Annotated in this window: 15 protein-coding genes and 1 other annotated feature; of the genes, 11 read left to right on the plus strand and 4 right to left on the minus strand. The window is 36.9% G+C overall.

Features of this window, described 5'->3' with window-relative positions; genetic code table 11:
- Positions 1-126 precede the first annotated feature (126 nt).
- The gene (locus A9G28_RS11885) at positions 127-678 is read right to left on the minus strand and encodes a cysteine hydrolase family protein (protein ID WP_065580796.1); all 552 of its coding nucleotides are present in this window, start codon (positions 676-678) and stop codon (positions 127-129) included.
- 106 nt (positions 679-784) lie between these two features.
- Between A9G28_RS11885 and A9G28_RS11890 the strand changes: the two genes are divergently transcribed.
- The 9 genes from A9G28_RS11890 (at position 785) to hisIE (ending at position 8,666) form a co-directional block, all read left to right on the plus strand.
- The gene (locus A9G28_RS11890; protein WP_065580797.1) at positions 785-1,177 is read left to right on the plus strand and encodes an Lrp/AsnC family transcriptional regulator; all 393 of its coding nucleotides are present in this window, start codon (positions 785-787) and stop codon (positions 1,175-1,177) included.
- Between the two features lie 257 nt (positions 1,178-1,434).
- Positions 1,435-1,559, plus strand: a sequence feature (His leader region).
- 38 nt (positions 1,560-1,597) lie between these two features.
- Positions 1,598-2,497 (plus strand): ATP phosphoribosyltransferase, encoded by a 900-nt coding sequence (hisG, locus tag A9G28_RS11895; protein WP_065580798.1) that lies wholly within the window; start codon positions 1,598-1,600, stop codon positions 2,495-2,497.
- A 4-nt stretch (positions 2,498-2,501) separates the two neighbouring features.
- The gene (gene hisD / locus A9G28_RS11900) at positions 2,502-3,800 is read left to right on the plus strand and encodes a histidinol dehydrogenase (RefSeq protein WP_065580799.1); all 1,299 of its coding nucleotides are present in this window, start codon (positions 2,502-2,504) and stop codon (positions 3,798-3,800) included.
- A 10-nt stretch (positions 3,801-3,810) separates the two neighbouring features.
- Positions 3,811-4,869 carry a histidinol-phosphate transaminase gene (gene hisC / locus A9G28_RS11905; protein ID WP_176702153.1) on the plus strand — a complete coding sequence of 353 codons (1,059 nt, stop codon included), beginning with the start codon at positions 3,811-3,813 and terminating at the stop codon, positions 4,867-4,869.
- An 8-nt stretch (positions 4,870-4,877) separates the two neighbouring features.
- Positions 4,878-5,945: a bifunctional histidinol-phosphatase/imidazoleglycerol-phosphate dehydratase HisB gene (hisB, locus tag A9G28_RS11910; RefSeq protein WP_065580801.1), complete on the plus strand. Its 1,068-nt coding sequence runs from the start codon at positions 4,878-4,880 to the stop codon at positions 5,943-5,945.
- A complete protein-coding gene (gene hisH / locus A9G28_RS11915) occupies positions 5,946-6,533 on the plus strand; it encodes an imidazole glycerol phosphate synthase subunit HisH (RefSeq protein WP_065566262.1) in 588 nt (195 codons plus the stop codon).
- A 2-nt stretch (positions 6,534-6,535) separates the two neighbouring features.
- Positions 6,536-7,288, plus strand: a complete 753-nt coding sequence (hisA, locus tag A9G28_RS11920; RefSeq protein ID WP_065580802.1) for a 1-(5-phosphoribosyl)-5-[(5-phosphoribosylamino)methylideneamino]imidazole-4-carboxamide isomerase — start codon at positions 6,536-6,538, stop codon at positions 7,286-7,288.
- Positions 7,270-8,046, plus strand: coding sequence for an imidazole glycerol phosphate synthase subunit HisF (gene hisF, locus A9G28_RS11925; protein ID WP_065580803.1), 777 nt, complete (start codon positions 7,270-7,272; stop codon positions 8,044-8,046). Before hisA ends, hisF begins: the two co-directional genes overlap by 19 nt.
- Positions 8,040-8,666, plus strand: a complete 627-nt coding sequence (gene hisIE / locus A9G28_RS11930) for a bifunctional phosphoribosyl-AMP cyclohydrolase/phosphoribosyl-ATP diphosphatase HisIE (protein WP_065580804.1) — start codon at positions 8,040-8,042, stop codon at positions 8,664-8,666. The genes hisF and hisIE overlap by 7 nt, the downstream gene beginning before the upstream one ends.
- A gap of 72 nt (positions 8,667-8,738) precedes the next feature.
- Here the strand turns inward: hisIE and cysB are convergent, their stop codons facing one another.
- The 3 genes from cysB to matP form a co-directional block, all read right to left on the minus strand.
- Complete coding sequence (gene cysB / locus A9G28_RS11935; RefSeq protein WP_065580805.1) at positions 8,739-9,710, minus strand: HTH-type transcriptional regulator CysB; 972 nt, start codon at positions 9,708-9,710, stop codon at positions 8,739-8,741.
- A gap of 165 nt (positions 9,711-9,875) precedes the next feature.
- Positions 9,876-12,485: a type I DNA topoisomerase gene (topA, locus tag A9G28_RS11940; RefSeq protein WP_065580806.1), complete on the minus strand. Its 2,610-nt coding sequence runs from the start codon at positions 12,483-12,485 to the stop codon at positions 9,876-9,878.
- Positions 12,486-12,514: 29 nt separating this feature from the next.
- On the minus strand, positions 12,515-12,979 hold the full coding sequence (gene matP / locus A9G28_RS11945) for a macrodomain Ter protein MatP (protein WP_065566256.1): 465 nt from the start codon (positions 12,977-12,979) through the stop codon (positions 12,515-12,517).
- A 148-nt stretch (positions 12,980-13,127) separates the two neighbouring features.
- Between matP and A9G28_RS11950 the strand changes: the two genes are divergently transcribed.
- Positions 13,128-14,810, plus strand: a complete 1,683-nt coding sequence (locus tag A9G28_RS11950; protein WP_065580807.1) for an amidohydrolase — start codon at positions 13,128-13,130, stop codon at positions 14,808-14,810.
- Between the two features lie 283 nt (positions 14,811-15,093).
- A complete protein-coding gene (locus A9G28_RS11955; RefSeq protein ID WP_065580808.1) occupies positions 15,094-15,285 on the plus strand; it encodes a hypothetical protein in 192 nt (63 codons plus the stop codon).
- Positions 15,286-15,350: the final 65 nt, after the last annotated feature.

The following is a 15,350-nucleotide window of genomic DNA, read 5'->3' on the forward strand; positions in this document are numbered from 1 at the left end:
ATAAAAACGATTTTATTAGTTTTTTGTTTCTATCAACACCTAATTTTTCCCAATCGCTTTATACCATTTGATATGGTGTAGTATTTTGTGTACATACCTATCAAAAAAGCTAGTTTCACTAATATTTCATTTCATCTGAATAAATGCATCAGCACTTATTACTGATGCAAACCCCGTCAATGCCGACATAAAACCACTATGCACCATTTGAGCAGAAAGGATTTGATCATTAAATTCAAGATCTCGCGTTGTGCAAGCATTATGAATTAAAATAGGCTGATAACCTAGCTCGCAAGCATAGCGCGTAGTTGAATCAACACACATGTGGCTCATCATGCCACAAAGAACTAATTGTTCTATGCTTTCTTGCTGTAATTTTTGTTGTAAATTGGTTCGGTAAAAGCTATTGGGAAAATTTTTTTCTATAATATATTCACGTAAATCCTTAATAGGTAATAGGCTAGAGTGAATTTCAGCGCCATTACTTCCTTTAACAAAAAAGTTAGCATTAGGATCAGATTTTATATGTTGAATATAATAGATGGGTAACTGTTTTATTCTAAAATATTGCTGTAATTTTAGAATATTTTTTAATGTAGATTCGGTATTAACTAAGGCAAATTTACCTTCTGGAAAATAGTCATTTTGGACATCAATAATCACTAATGCCTGTTTCATCTTTTTGCTCCTTTGTTATCTTTCTATTTATAATTATGTAATAATTGAGTAACGCATAACATAGTAGACTGAAAGCCTTTGCTATTATTCGCTTTCAAAATGAAAAATGGATAAAAAAGATCGAGCTATTTTAGATGAATTGAAAAAGAACAGCCGTCAATCATGGAAAGAGATTGGCGAAAAAGTATTTTTAACAGGGCAAGCTGTTGGGCAGCGAGTTCAAGAACTGCACGCTAATCACATTATCGAAAAGTTTACTATCAAAGAAAAAACCAGCAATCTGCAATTTATCACTATTTATATGGATTGCAACCAATTCAAAGCATTTGAAAATAGGGTTAAATCGTTTAACGAAATTATCGAGTTTTATAAAATTACAGGCGATGGGTGTTATATGATAAAAAGTTGCTTTATTGATGAAAGATTAACGTTATTTTTAGAAGAAATTGAGCAATATTGCCGATACAAAATTAATCATCAACTACAACAAATTATTTAATGTTATACAGTTGTAAAAAATATTCAGGATTCTATACCATTTAAGCGTGAAAATAACTGATTATCTTAAACTTAAGTAAACAATTCATGCTCATTAGCTAAGAATAAATACGAATTTTGTTAATAAAAAACAAAAAACAGTTGCGAGTAAGCAATTTATGTTATATTTTGTTCAATAGCTTTAATTATTAACTCAGTTAAAGGTTATTATTTTATGATTTGTTTTTGCGTTTTTGTAACTAATTTTATCACTAAACATCATCATCACCATCATTCCTGAATAGTCTTCGGGCGATTGGTGCTGGAAGACGTTGATCTTCCGGTGATATCGCAAAAGCAAATAGAAAACCCTCGGAAGATCAAACTTCCGGGGGTTTTTTGTTTGTAATTTATAAATTTTTTGGATAGATGGGAGAATATTATGTTAGATAATTCGCGTTTACGCATTGCGATGCAAAAATCAGGTCGTTTAAGCGATGAGTCAAAAAAGTTACTGGCTCAATGTGGCATTAAAATAAATCTTCAAGAACAACGCTTAATTGCCTTTGCTGAAAATATGCCAATTGATATCTTACGAGTTCGTGATGATGACATACCTGGGCTGGTTATTGATGGTGTTGTCGATATTGGTATTGTTGGCGAAAATGTACTAGAAGAAGAAGTCTTAGATAGACAAGCAGAAGGAGAAAATCCACAATTTAAAAAATTGCGCAATTTAGATTTTGGTGGTTGCCGTTTGTCGATTGCAGCGCCTCGTGATTTTGATTATACGGGACCTGAATGTTTAAATGATTTGCGAATTGCCACAACTTACCCTCACCTACTACGTCGCTATCTTGCTCAATATAATGTGACTTTTAAAACCTGTTTACTTAATGGTTCGGTCGAAGTTGCGCCACGAGCTGGGCTTGCTGATGTGATTTGTGATTTAGTTTCCAGTGGAGCAACACTTGAAGCAAACGGACTTAAAGAGATAGAAGTCATTTATCAATCAAGGGCCTGTCTAATTCAACGACAAGGTGAAATGTCTACAATCAAACAAGCATTAATAGATAAAATTATGACTCGAATTCAAGGAGTGATCCAAGCTCGAGAATCAAAGTATATTATGTTACACGCGCCAACTGCGGTTTTAGATGATGTTGTTGCTTTACTCCCTGGCGCTGAAAATCCAACCATTTTACCGTTAACTGGTGAACAAAATCGAGTGGCATTACATATGGTCAGCACTGAATCGCTCTTTTGGGAAACCATGGAAAAACTAAAAGCGTTAGGAGCAAGCTCAATTCTTGTATTACCAATTGAAAAAATGATGGAGTAAAAATATGAAACTCTCTTATTGGCAACAATGTACTAATGAACAACAAGCAACATTATTAACTCGACCGGCAATTAGCTCTTCTGAATCAATTAGCAAAGCAGTGGCTGACATTTTGGCACAAGTTAAACAAAATGGGGATCAAGCATTAAAAGCGCTTAGTAGCAAGTATGATAAAGTTCAAATTAAGCAAATTAAACTAACTCAAGATGAAGTCAAATTGGCAACCAGTCGAGTTAACCCTGAATTAAAACAAGCTATGCAACTTGCCGTTGCTAATATTAAGAAGTTTCACCAAGCGCAAATCCAACAAACCATTACGGTTGAAACAATGCCAGGAATAAAATGCCAACAAGTAACTCGCCCAATTGATTCTGTTGGACTTTATATTCCAGGTGGTTCAGCACCTTTATTATCAACCGTATTAATGCTTGCGACCCCTGCTAAAATTGCGGGTTGCCATAAAGTAATCTTATGTTCTCCGCCTCCGATTGCTGATGAAATATTATATGCAGCTGAACTTTGTGGAGTGACTGAAATTTATCAACTCGGAGGAGCTCAAGCTATCGCTGCTATGGCATTTGGTACAGAATCGGTACCTAAAGTGGCTAAAATCTTTGGACCTGGTAATGCGTATGTCACCGAAGCGAAACGTCAAGTAAGCCAGAGTTTAGATGGTGCTGCTATTGACATGCCTGCTGGCCCTTCTGAGGTGCTGGTCATTGCTGATAGTTCGGCAAATCCTGCTTTTATTGCCGCCGATCTTTTATCACAAGCGGAACATGGTCCAGATTCGCAAGTCGTTTTGTTAACGCCAGATGAGAAAATAGCTCAAACAGTATCGATCGAAGTTGATAAACAACTAGCCAATCTATCGCGCAAAAACATTGCCGAAAAAGCCTTACAAGAAAGTCGTTTAATTGTGACTAGCGATTTAGATGAATGTGTCAATATCAGTAATTGCTACGGGCCAGAACATTTGATTATTCAAACATCTAATGCGGATGAGTTAGTTGAAAAAATCACTAGTGCTGGCTCAGTATTTTTAGGGAATTGGTCACCAGAATCAGCAGGAGATTACGCATCAGGAACCAATCATGTACTACCTACTTATGGCTATACCGCAACATATTCTAGTCTTGGACTTGCTGATTTTCAAAAGCGTATGACCGTGCAAAAATTAACGCCAGAGGGATTAAAAATGATAGGCAACGCTGTTGAGCTTATGGCCGAAGCTGAACAACTTACTGCACATAAACAAGCCGTAACACTCCGTTTAGCGGCATTACAAGCGGAAAATAAATAAGGTAATTAACATGGATATCAATAAACTTATTAGAAAGAATGTACAAAAACTAACGCCATACCAATCTGCTCGTCGAATTGGTGGTAATGGCGATGTGTGGTTAAATGCCAATGAATTCCCCGTTGCACCGCATTTTGAGTTAAAGGAACAAAGCCTAAACCGTTATCCTGAACCACAACCAGAAAAGGTTATCAACCGTTACGCTCAATATGTTGGTGTTACGCCAGAACAAGTCATTGTGAGCCGAGGAGCAGATGAAGCCATTGAGTTATTAATGCGTGCTTTTTGTGAGCCTACTCAAGATAGTATTTTATATTGCCCGCCAACTTATGGTATGTATCAAGTTAGTGCTGAAACACTTGGAATAGAAACCAAAACTGTTCCAACAACAGCAGATTGGCAGCTCGATCTTCAAGGAATAAAACAAAATCTTGATAAAGTAAAACTGATCTATGTCTGCTCACCTAATAATCCTACAGGTAATTTAATCAATCCTGATGATATTAAGATGTTACTTGATATAGCTAAAGATCGTGCATTAGTTATCATTGATGAAGCTTATATTGAATTTTCACCCGAATCATCAGTCGTTAGTTGGCTTGCTAATTATCCACACTTAGTGATTTTGCGTACCTTATCTAAAGCGTTTGCGTTAGCAGGATTACGTTGCGGTTTTACTATTGCCAATAAAGCAGTGATTGATGCACTACAAAAAGTCATTGCGCCTTATCCTCTTGCAACGCCCGTGGCCGATATTGCAACACAAGCGCTGAGTAAAGATGGTATTAATACCATGAAATTGCATGTGATCAATTTAAATAAGCAGAAAGAGAAGTTTACCAACCAATTATCTCAACTACCGATTGTTGAAAAAGTTTACCCAAGTCGATCCAACTACTTATGTGTTAAATTTCAAGATAATAAAGAAGTATTTAACACCTTATGGAATAAAGGAATTATTTTACGAGATCAAAGCAAAGTAATTGGACAACAAAATATGATTCGCATTACCATTGGCACTCAAGCTGAATGCGAGGCGGTAATTTCAGCACTCAAAACGATAAAATAGGAGTAATCATGTTACAAAAATACTTATTTATTGATCGAGATGGCACACTAATTACCGAGCCACCTATTGATTTTCAGGTTGATCGTTTTGACAAATTAGCTTTTGAACCCAACGTAATCCCTGCTCTGTTAAAACTACAATCAGCAGGGTATAAATTAGTCATGGTCACCAATCAAGATGGACTAGGTACAAGTAGCTATCCACAAGCAGATTTTGATGGCCCACATAACCTTATGATGCAAATTTTTAAATCACAAGGTGTTAATTTTGAAGATGTCCTAATTTGCCCTCATTTTCCTGAGGATAATTGCGAGTGCCGTAAGCCTAAAATTCAATTAGTTTTACCTTATCTTATCAGTGGTAAGTTAGATACACAAAACAGTTATGTTATTGGTGATAGACTCACCGATATTCAACTTGCTGAAAATATGCAAATAAAAGGATTACGCTATCATCCTGAAAATCTCAATTGGAATGAAATTGCTCAACAGTTAACAGAGGTTAATCGTTATGCTAAAGTTGAGCGTAATACCAAAGAAACCAAGATATTAGTCGAGGTCTGGCTTGATCGCCAAGGTGGTAGCCAAATTAATACAGGGATTGGCTTTTTTGATCATATGCTTGATCAAATTGCTACCCATGGTGGAATTAAACTCAATATCCAAGTCGATGGCGATTTACATATTGATGATCACCATACAATTGAAGATACAGGACTTGCTTTAGGTGAGGCACTAAAAAAAGCACTGAATAATAAGCGAGGTATTACTCGATATGCTTCTGTTATTCCTATGGATGAGTGCCTAGCTAAATGTGCAATAGATATTTCTGGTAGGCCGTACCTTAAATTTAAAGCAGAATTTACTCACCAAAAAGTCGGCGATATGAGCACACAAATGGTAGAGCATTTCTTTTACTCTCTGAGCTATGCAATGGGTATCACGTTACATATTGAAACAGAAGGCGATAACGATCATCACAAAGTAGAAAGTTTGTTTAAAGCCTTTGCGCGAACCTTAAAACAAGCCATAAAAATTGACGGTGACCGTTTACCAAGCTCAAAAGGGGTATTATAAATGAATATAGTCATTCTCGATACTGGCTGTGCTAATCTTTCATCGGTTAAATATGCTGTGCAACGATTAGGTTATGAGCCAATAATTAGTCTTGAGCCTGATGTGGTACTTAACTCTGATAAACTGTTTTTACCGGGAGTTGGTTCAGCAAAAGCCGCTATGCAAAATTTAAAAGAACGCAATTTAATTGAGTTGATAAAAGTTTGTACCCAACCTGTGTTAGGGATCTGCCTTGGTATGCAACTTTTAGCAAATTATAGTAATGAAGGTCATGTGCATACGCTAGGCATTATTCCTGAAAATGTGGTAAAAATTCCTGATTGTGGACTACCTTTACCACATATGGGTTGGAATCAAGTCAAACCAAAAGCCGGACATCATCTATTTCGAGATATTCCTGATGATGCTTATTTTTACTTTGTACATGGATACGCGATGCCATTATGCTCAGCAACAATAGCAGAAACCAGTTACGGCGAAAGCTTTACCGCTGCCGTACAAAAAGACAACTTTTACGGCGTGCAGTTTCATCCCGAGCGTTCTGGCTTGGCCGGCGCCACATTACTCAAAAACTTTTTGGAGATGTAATCATGATTGCTTTGCCCACAATAATACCTGCACTTGATTTAATTGATGGATCAGTTGTGCGCTTACATCAAGGTGATTATGAACAAAAACGTGATTACGGAAATGATCCTCTTTTACGATTGCAAGATTATGAAAAACAAGGTGCTAAATTATTACATCTTGTGGACTTAACTGGCGCAAAAGATCCAAAAGCACGTCAGATTTCGTTAATACAAACATTGATTAATGCAGTACAAGTGCCAATCCAAGTTGGTGGAGGGATTCGCACAGAAAAAGATGTACAAACATTACTATCAGCGGGTGCTGCGCGAGTGGTTATTGGCTCAACCGCCATTAAACAACCCGAATTAGTCAAACAGTGGTTTACAAAATATGGCGCAGAAAGGTTGGTATTAGCACTTGATGTACGCATTAATGCTGATGGAGAAAAACATGTTGCTATTCATGGTTGGCAAGAAGATTCCAACCAAACCTTAGAACAAGTGATTGATGATTACCTACCGTTCGGTTTAAAGCACGTACTGTGCACTGATATCTCTAAGGATGGCACACTTAGCGGATCAAACGTTAAATTGTATCAGCAAATCAGCCAAAAATACCCACAAATTGCTTTTCAGGCTTCAGGTGGCATTGGTCAGTTAAGTGATGTCAAAGCACTTAAAGACAGTGGTGTTGCTGGTGTGATTGTAGGTCGGGCATTACTTGAAGAAAAATTTACTGTTCAGGAGGCAATTTCATGCTGGCAAAAAGGATAATTCCTTGTTTAGATGTCCGTGATGGTCAAGTAGTTAAAGGCGTGCAGTTTCGCAATCATGAAATTATTGGTGATATTGTACCTTTAGCTAAACGTTATGCACAAGAAGGGGCTGATGAACTGGTTTTTTATGATATTACCGCCTCGTCAGACGGCCGTGTAGTTGATAAAAGTTGGGTGGCAAAAGTCGCCGAAGTCATTGATATCCCCTTTTGTGTTGCTGGTGGGATAAAAACAGTTGAAGATGCGGGGCAAATATTAACCTTTGGTGCCGATAAAATCTCAATTAATTCGCCCGCATTAGCTAACCCCCATTTAATTACTGAACTTGCCGATTGTTATGGTGTGCAGTGTATTGTAGTGGGTATTGATACATGGTATGACCAAGAATCGCACAATTATCATGTTTACCAATTCACGGGCGATGAAAAACGTACAGTTGCAACTAAGTGGAACACGCTTGACTGGGTACAAGAGGTACAAAAACGTGGTGCTGGTGAAATTGTGCTTAACATGATGAATCAAGACGGTGTTCGCAATGGGTACGATATTGCTCAACTTAAAGCAGTTCGTGAAGTATGCCGTGTTCCTATAATTGCTTCAGGTGGCGCAGGCACTATGCAACATTTTTTACAGGCATTTAACGAAGCTGAAGTGGATGGCGCATTGGCTGCATCTGTTTTTCATAAGCAAATTATTAACATTGCTGAACTAAAACACTATTTGGCACAATATGGAGTAGATATTCGATTATGTTAACTCAAAATTGCAATACGAAATTAAATTCACAACAATTAGATTGGCAAAAAGTAGATAATTTGATGCCAGTTATTATTCAGCATTATATTTCTGGCGATGTTTTGATGCTGGGTTATATGAATCAAGAAGCATTAACGCAAACACAAAGTAGTGGTAAAGTGACCTTTTATTCAAGAACTAAACAACGTATTTGGACAAAAGGTGAAACTTCTGGTAACTATCTAAAGGTAATCAATATCACTGCCGATTGCGATAATGACACCCTGCTTATTTTAGCCGATCCAATAGGACCAACTTGTCACACAGGTGCTAACAGTTGTTTTGTGGGTGCTAAAACTGAGTGGGGATTTTTATTTGAGTTAGAACAATTACTTGCTGCGCGCAAGAATGCCGATCCGAAATCGTCATACACAGCAAAACTCTACCACGATGGCACTAAACGTATTGCGCAAAAAGTGGGAGAAGAAGGCGTCGAAACGGCTCTTGCAGCAACTGTTCATGACCGTGAAGAGCTAAAAAATGAATCAGCAGATCTCATTTATCACTTATTAGTTTTACTTCAAGATCAGAATCTATCTTTACAAGATGTCATTGGTATTTTAAAAGCAAGGCATAAATAGTAAAAACCAATAAAGTGCGATCCCTATCGCGCTTTATGTTACTTTTCAATGAGCAAAAAATAATAGGCTTACTTAACAAACTGGCAATTTTATCCCATTAAACATTGCTAATACATCACTATTATTTTCACTTAGCATAAGTTTATCAACGGTTTGTCGATTCAGATGAGACGAAAACTGGTTGATAAAATCATACATATAGCTACGTAAAAATAATGAGCGAGCAAAAGTAATATAGGTGGTACTGTAAGGAAAAATATGCCCAGCATTCAGTACGACCAAATCATCATCTGAGGTATTATTTACAGCCATTTTTGCCACAATACCAACGCCTACTCCTAATTTCACATAGGTTTTAATTAAATCAGCATCTGTTGTGCTAAAAACGATATTCGGAGTCTGATGGGCTCGGGTAAAAGCTTGATTTAAATCTGAACCATCATTTGAAAAATCATAACTGACTAACGGATATTTTGAGAGTTCTTCAATTGAAATTAGACTACGTTTCGCTAACGGGTGATCTTTCATCACAATAATGGCTTGGTTCCAATGATAACAAGGTAAAGCAATCATATCATCACTTAACGACGAAATCTCAGTTACAATAGCAAATTCTGCCTGCCCTGCTTGCGCTTGTGCAATACATTGTGCTGATGAGCCTTGTTCCATATGCAAAATAATGCTCGGGTATTGTTGCATAAATTGTTGAATCACAACAGGCAAAGCATAACGAGCCTGAGTATACGTTGTGGTAATAGTTAACGAACCTTGATTTGGCTGACTAAATTCTTTAGCGATAATTTTAATATCGTTGGACTTATTTACAATTTCTCGGGAAAGCGCAACAATTTTTTCACCAACAGGCGTCACATGTGAAAGGTGTTTACCTGTTCGAGTAAATATCTGAACACCAAGTTCATCTTCTAATAGTTTTATTTGTTTGCTAATACCTGGTTGAGAGGTATACAGTTTTTCGGATGTTAACGATACGTTAAGATCATTATTGACGACTTCAACAATATAACGTAGTTGTTGCAATTTCATGACAAAGGCTCCTTCAACTGTATGCGTTTCACCCTGTTGATAAGATCGCAAGGGTGATTTTGTAAGGTAAATCCTTTCACACTCTAGTACAAACAAAAATAACTATTTTCATACTAAAACGTATAATTTCCTGAAACTTTTTAACAAAAATTCAGATACTATTATCTATTTTTTGGTATTTATCCATTTACCATCCACGTATTGCATCACCCACCCTGTCGATTTGCCATTCACTTCAGAAGTAACATATTGTTGTTTATTTTTACGACTAAAACGAACAATCGATGGATTACCATCAGGATCTTTGTTTGGCGCTTGCGTTAAATAGATAAATTTTTCTGGCAAACGATCTTTAAAACGTTGCAATTCTTCAATCAAAGGCGCTCTGGTTTCTCTTGATTTTGGAAAATTATGCGCGGCTAAAAAGATTCCAGATGCACCATCACGTAATACGAAATGCGCATCAGATTTTGTACATTTAAGTTCAGGCAGATCAACCGGATCTTCTTTTGGTGGCGCAACCTCACCGTTTTTTAGAATTTTACGGGTATTTTTACAATCTGGGTTAGTACAGCCCATATATAAGCCGAAACGCCCTGATTTTAGATGCATCTCAGAACCACATTTTTCACATTCAATAATAGGACCTTCGTAACTTTTAACTTTAAAGCTGCCTTTTTCAACAATAAAACCATCACAAATTGGATTATTACCACAAATATGTAATTTTCGCTCACTATCAAGTAAATAGCTATCCATTGCCGTATGGCATTTAGGACAACGTTTGCATGCTCTTAATGCATCGGTTTCCGCGGTTTCTGACTCTTCTAAAAGATTAAGTGTTTCATGCTCAGGAATTAAATTAATTGTTTGCTTACAACGCTCCTTTGGTGGTAATGCATAACCAGAGCATGCTAAAAATACCCCTGTACCCGCCGTTTTAATTCCCATTTCACGCGCACAATTAGGGCATTTAATTTCAGGCGTTAACACTAATGGATTAAGTTGCATTCCACCTTTATCAGGTGCTTGTTCAGCCACTTCAAGATGCTTACTAAAATCGCTAAAAAATTGGTCAAGCACTTCGCGCCATTCTTGCTTTTTGTGAGCAATTTCATCCAATGCATGTTCCATGCGTGCTGTAAAGTCATAGCTCATTAGATCATTGAAGTTTTCACTAAGCCTATCGGTAACAATTTCACCAATTTTTTCAGCATAAAAACGGCGATGATCTAAACGTACATATCCTCGATCTTGAATTGTTGAAATAATCGTTGCATAAGTAGATGGACGACCAATTTCACGTTTTTCCAGTTCTTTGACTAATGATGCTTCATTATAACGAGCAGGTGGTTTAGTAAAGTGTTGATTTGGGGTTAAGCTAATTAAGCCAAGTTGATCATTTACCGATAATTGCGGTAATATCTTGTCTTCATTGTTTTTAGCCAGTTGTGGCTGCACTTTCGTCCAACCATCAAAACGCAATGTACGACCTTTGGCTTTTAACGTAAAATCGCCAGATTTAACGGTAATTGTTGTTGAATTATATTCCGCCGATGTCATTTGACAAGCCACAAATTGACGCCAAATTAGTTGGTATAATTTACAAGCATCTACTTCTACATCACTAATATTATCAGCAAGAATAGTCACATCTGATGGGCGAATAGCCTCATGTGCTTCTTGCGAGTTTTTCTTGCTACTGTATACATTAGGTGAATTAGGTAAATATTTATTACCGAAATTTTTACCAATGTAATCCCGAACCATGGTTAATGCATCTTGACTCAAATTGGTTGAATCAGTACGCATATAAGTGATATAACCAGCCTCATATAAGCGTTGCGCTAGCATCATGGTCTTTTTAACACCAAATCCTAAACGCGTACTTGCAGCTTGTTGTAATGTTGAAGTAATAAACGGCGCAGTTGGATTACTTTTAGTTGGTTTTTCTTCAATATGGGTAACTTGATATTGGTTTTTATCCAACTGTGCTAAAGCGATATCAATAGCCACTTTATCTTTTGGCTCAAACGCTTCATCTTTGTAATGCGTAACTTGTAATGTTAATTGCTCTTTTTTAGCAGTATTTAAATCAGCATAAAGATCCCAGTACTCTTCAGGAATAAAAGCATGAATTTCACGTTCACGTTCAACAACAAGTCGCACTGCAACCGACTGCACACGACCAGCAGATAAACCTCTTGCCACTTTTTTCCAAAGTAATGGTGATAACATAAAACCGACAACTCGATCCATAAATCGGCGGGCTTGTTGTGCATTCACCCGATCCATATCAAGCATTGCAGGCTGATTAAAGGCATTTTTGATCGCTGTTTTAGTGATTTCGTTAAAAACAACACGACGATATTTACTATCGTCACCCCCAATAACCTCTTTAAGATGCCAAGCAATAGCTTCCCCTTCTCTATCCAAATCGGTTGCCAGATAGATCATATCAGCATCTTTCGCTAATTTTTTTAATTCTGATACCACCCGTTCTTTACCTGGTAAAATTTGGTAATGAGCTTTCCAACCGCTATAGGGATCAACGCTCATTCGATCAACTAAGATCTGTTTTTCGGAACGTTTGACTTTTTTCTCGGTTTTATCTTTTTTGTCTTTTGTTGATTTTTCAGCTCGTTGGCTGCTACCACTTACAGGCAGATCACGAATATGACCGACACTGGATTTAACCACGAAATCTTTGCCAAGATATTTATTAATCGTTTTTGCTTTGGCTGGTGATTCCACAATAACAAGGGATTTTCCCATAATTAAACCTTTTTATTCTGTTGTTTATATTATTTACTATCAAGCTTTACATCAAGAAGCGATAGTAAATCATCTTTAATTGTTGATACTTTCGTTGCATATTGATCTTTTTGCTCAGCATCTTCAAGGAGTTGTGTAATGGTTTGTGACAACGTGCATCCTCGGCGTTTGGCTAAATTAGCCAATCGTTGCCAAACTAAAAACTCCAAATCTATGGACTTTTTTCGGGTATTTTGTTGTTCTGCATTAAAATGCCGTTTTCGCTTTGCCCGAATGGTTTGCTTTAGGCGATTATCTAAATCGGGATTTAAATGCGCTTTTATCCAATCAACAACACCCGTTGGATTATGTTCTAATAACAATAACTCATTGACCGCATGCTGCGCAGCACTTTTTTCAATATAACGTGTTATTAACTCACCTTCTTGGTGCCTTTTTACTAAATAGTGCCACTTCCAACCGCATTCAAGGTTCTCTAATTGCTGATACTTCATTGACTCATCTTGTGACGCTGTAACTAATATAGTTTATTTGTAGCATAATCTCGACACACAATAAAGAAAATTATTACGTTTGACAAATTTTTTATAAATCTGCTATCGTTCACCTTTCATTTTGATCTTTATTTAAGGAACACTCATAATGGCTAAAGCTGATGTTATTTATATTAATGGCTATATTTATACCGCAGACAAACACGATAGTATCTGCGAAGCTATTGCAATCGAAAATGGCTATATTATTGCAATTGGCACAACCCAAGAAATAAATAACAGCCACTATGTTGATAATCATACAACGATTTACGATTTGCAAGGCAAAACGATGATGCCCGGCATTATTGATTCCCATTTACACACTTTTTGGGGAGGGATGCAATTGTCATCTTGCAATTTAAATTATCAAAGTTTAACTATTGATGATACTTTAGCCATTATCCAACAATCTTTAGATCAAGATTCGCTAAATCACAACGATAATTGGTTACAAGTTCGTGGTTGGTTACGACAAGAGGTATTACCAATTGGCACAGATATCACACGTTTTGATCTTGATAGACTCAATACGAAAAGACCCGTAATTTTGTTCTCAAACGATTGCCATACTCTCGTTGCCAATAGCATTGCATTAGAAAAATTTGGTTTAGATAGAAACACGCCAGAACCAACAGATGGAAAGATTGGTCGTACCGACGACGGCGAATTAAATGGTATATTAGAAGATGCACCAGCCATGCGCGCATTTGACAGCATTTCTAAACTGACTGACGAACAAGCAGTTAACATCGCAAAACTGTCACAAGCTGAGCTCAATAAACAAGGGGTTACTTCAGTGATGGATGCGCGCATTACCGAAACCCAAGCTGATGCATTTTTAAGACTACAACAACAAGATACGCTTTCGATTCGTCTATTTGGTGCCCGTGAACTGCCGCCAGATGATGTTTCGTCTATAGCGGATATTCCAAATGTCATTGAGAAAGTAAAACAGTTTGCTTCTCGTTACGATGATAAAAACTGGCAACCTAAGCCCGGTATAAAGATATCGCATACCAAACTATTTGTAGATGGCGTAATGCAAGCACCATTAATGACAGCACGCTTGCTTCAGCCATACCAGTTAACTGATGAAAAAGATCGTTATGGTGACCTGTATTACTCAATTGAGATGTTAGATGCTTTAATACTTGAATCAGCAAAAGCGGGATTTCACCCACATATGCATACAGTAGGTGAAGGTGCAATTGAAGTCGTGCTTGATGCCATTGAAAAAATGCGTAAAGCATTACCTGATGCTGATATTCGCCCAAGTACCGCACATAATGAACTAAGCGCATCACATCAGTTTGCTAGATACAAACAATTAAACGCTTGTGTTGTATTTTCATTCCAATGGGCAGGCTGTAGTACGGCAATGATTGAGCAGTATCGAACATTATTTGGTCTTGAACGTTATAACGGCTTAGAGGCACATGGCCAATATATTGATGCTGGTGTCACTTGCGCTTTTGGGAGTGATTGGCCAATTGATCCATTAAATGAATGGTATGATTTCCAAATTGCCATGACCAGACAAATCGATACGGAGCATCCTCGATTAGATAATGATCGTAATTTAACCGCTATTGAAGTATTGCGTAGTGCCACTATTAATGCCGCCTATGTATTAAAGCAAGATGAATATATTGGCTCAATTGAAAAAGGTAAATTTGCTGATTTGATTATTTTGGATCGCAACCCATTTACCATTCCAGCAACTGACATGCAAAATGTGCAAGTGTTAACAACTATTGTCGGTGGTAAAACGGTTTATCAAAAAAACTAATGTGATAACAAAGATATTCAACATATAAAACAACATCGTAGGTGGACATCCTCCACCTACTAATCAAATAACAACCTCTATCTGAAACATACAATTTTTCATAATATTTTTCAATTGGTTAAACATAGCTATTTTACCTATTACAATTCGTTAAAAATAAGCAAATCCACATTATGAAAGATGCTGGTTACCTAAATGTAACTGGTTGGCTGGCTTTCATTTATTTTGTCTTTAATGTGTAGCCTATCCAATATCTTTTAAGCAATCTGTATGAAAACGCATTATGCTCAAAAAAGTTAGTACAAAGTTAAAACAACAGGCAACTAATTATGCCTTACCTAATACCTATCTCTTATTAGCTGTAATTGCTAATCATTTAGATATTGGTAAACCAATGATTTATAATTTGATTAGGCAAATCAATGCAGGCAAAACCAGCAAACTTAAGTTAATCAGTGAGCAACAAAAACTATAGGCCTAGAAAAAGAAAATAAAGAACTGAAAATAGAAAATAAAATCTAAGTAAGAAAATGCAGGTAT

The sequence above is a fragment of the Gilliamella sp. Fer1-1 genome, from assembly GCF_001690825.1.
Taxonomy (GTDB): domain Bacteria; phylum Pseudomonadota; class Gammaproteobacteria; order Enterobacterales; family Orbaceae; genus Gilliamella; species Gilliamella apicola_C.

Bases quoted from the DNA above. Each gene is read 5' to 3' on its own strand.
- hisIE (WP_065580804.1), top strand. From the start codon at position 8,040: ATGTTAACTCAAAATTGCAATACGAAATTAAATTCACAACAATTAGAT.
- A9G28_RS11950 (WP_065580807.1), top strand. From the start codon at position 13,128: ATGGCTAAAGCTGATGTTATTTATATTAATGGCTATATTTATACCGCA.
- A9G28_RS11955 (WP_065580808.1), top strand. From the start codon at position 15,094: ATGCTCAAAAAAGTTAGTACAAAGTTAAAACAACAGGCAACTAATTAT.
- hisB (WP_065580801.1), top strand. From the start codon at position 4,878: ATGTTACAAAAATACTTATTTATTGATCGAGATGGCACACTAATTACC.
- A9G28_RS11885 (WP_065580796.1), bottom strand. From the start codon at position 678: ATGAAACAGGCATTAGTGATTATTGATGTCCAAAATGACTATTTTCCA.
- hisD (WP_065580799.1), top strand. From the start codon at position 2,502: ATGAAACTCTCTTATTGGCAACAATGTACTAATGAACAACAAGCAACA.
- hisA (WP_065580802.1), top strand. From the start codon at position 6,536: ATGATTGCTTTGCCCACAATAATACCTGCACTTGATTTAATTGATGGA.
- hisG (WP_065580798.1), top strand. From the start codon at position 1,598: ATGTTAGATAATTCGCGTTTACGCATTGCGATGCAAAAATCAGGTCGT.
- topA (WP_065580806.1), bottom strand. From the start codon at position 12,485: ATGGGAAAATCCCTTGTTATTGTGGAATCACCAGCCAAAGCAAAAACG.
- hisC (WP_176702153.1), top strand. From the start codon at position 3,811: ATGGATATCAATAAACTTATTAGAAAGAATGTACAAAAACTAACGCCA.
- cysB (WP_065580805.1), bottom strand. From the start codon at position 9,710: ATGAAATTGCAACAACTACGTTATATTGTTGAAGTCGTCAATAATGAT.
- hisH (WP_065566262.1), top strand. From the start codon at position 5,946: ATGAATATAGTCATTCTCGATACTGGCTGTGCTAATCTTTCATCGGTT.
- hisF (WP_065580803.1), top strand. From the start codon at position 7,270: ATGCTGGCAAAAAGGATAATTCCTTGTTTAGATGTCCGTGATGGTCAA.
- A9G28_RS11890 (WP_065580797.1), top strand. From the start codon at position 785: ATGGATAAAAAAGATCGAGCTATTTTAGATGAATTGAAAAAGAACAGC.
- matP (WP_065566256.1), bottom strand. From the start codon at position 12,979: ATGAAGTATCAGCAATTAGAGAACCTTGAATGCGGTTGGAAGTGGCAC.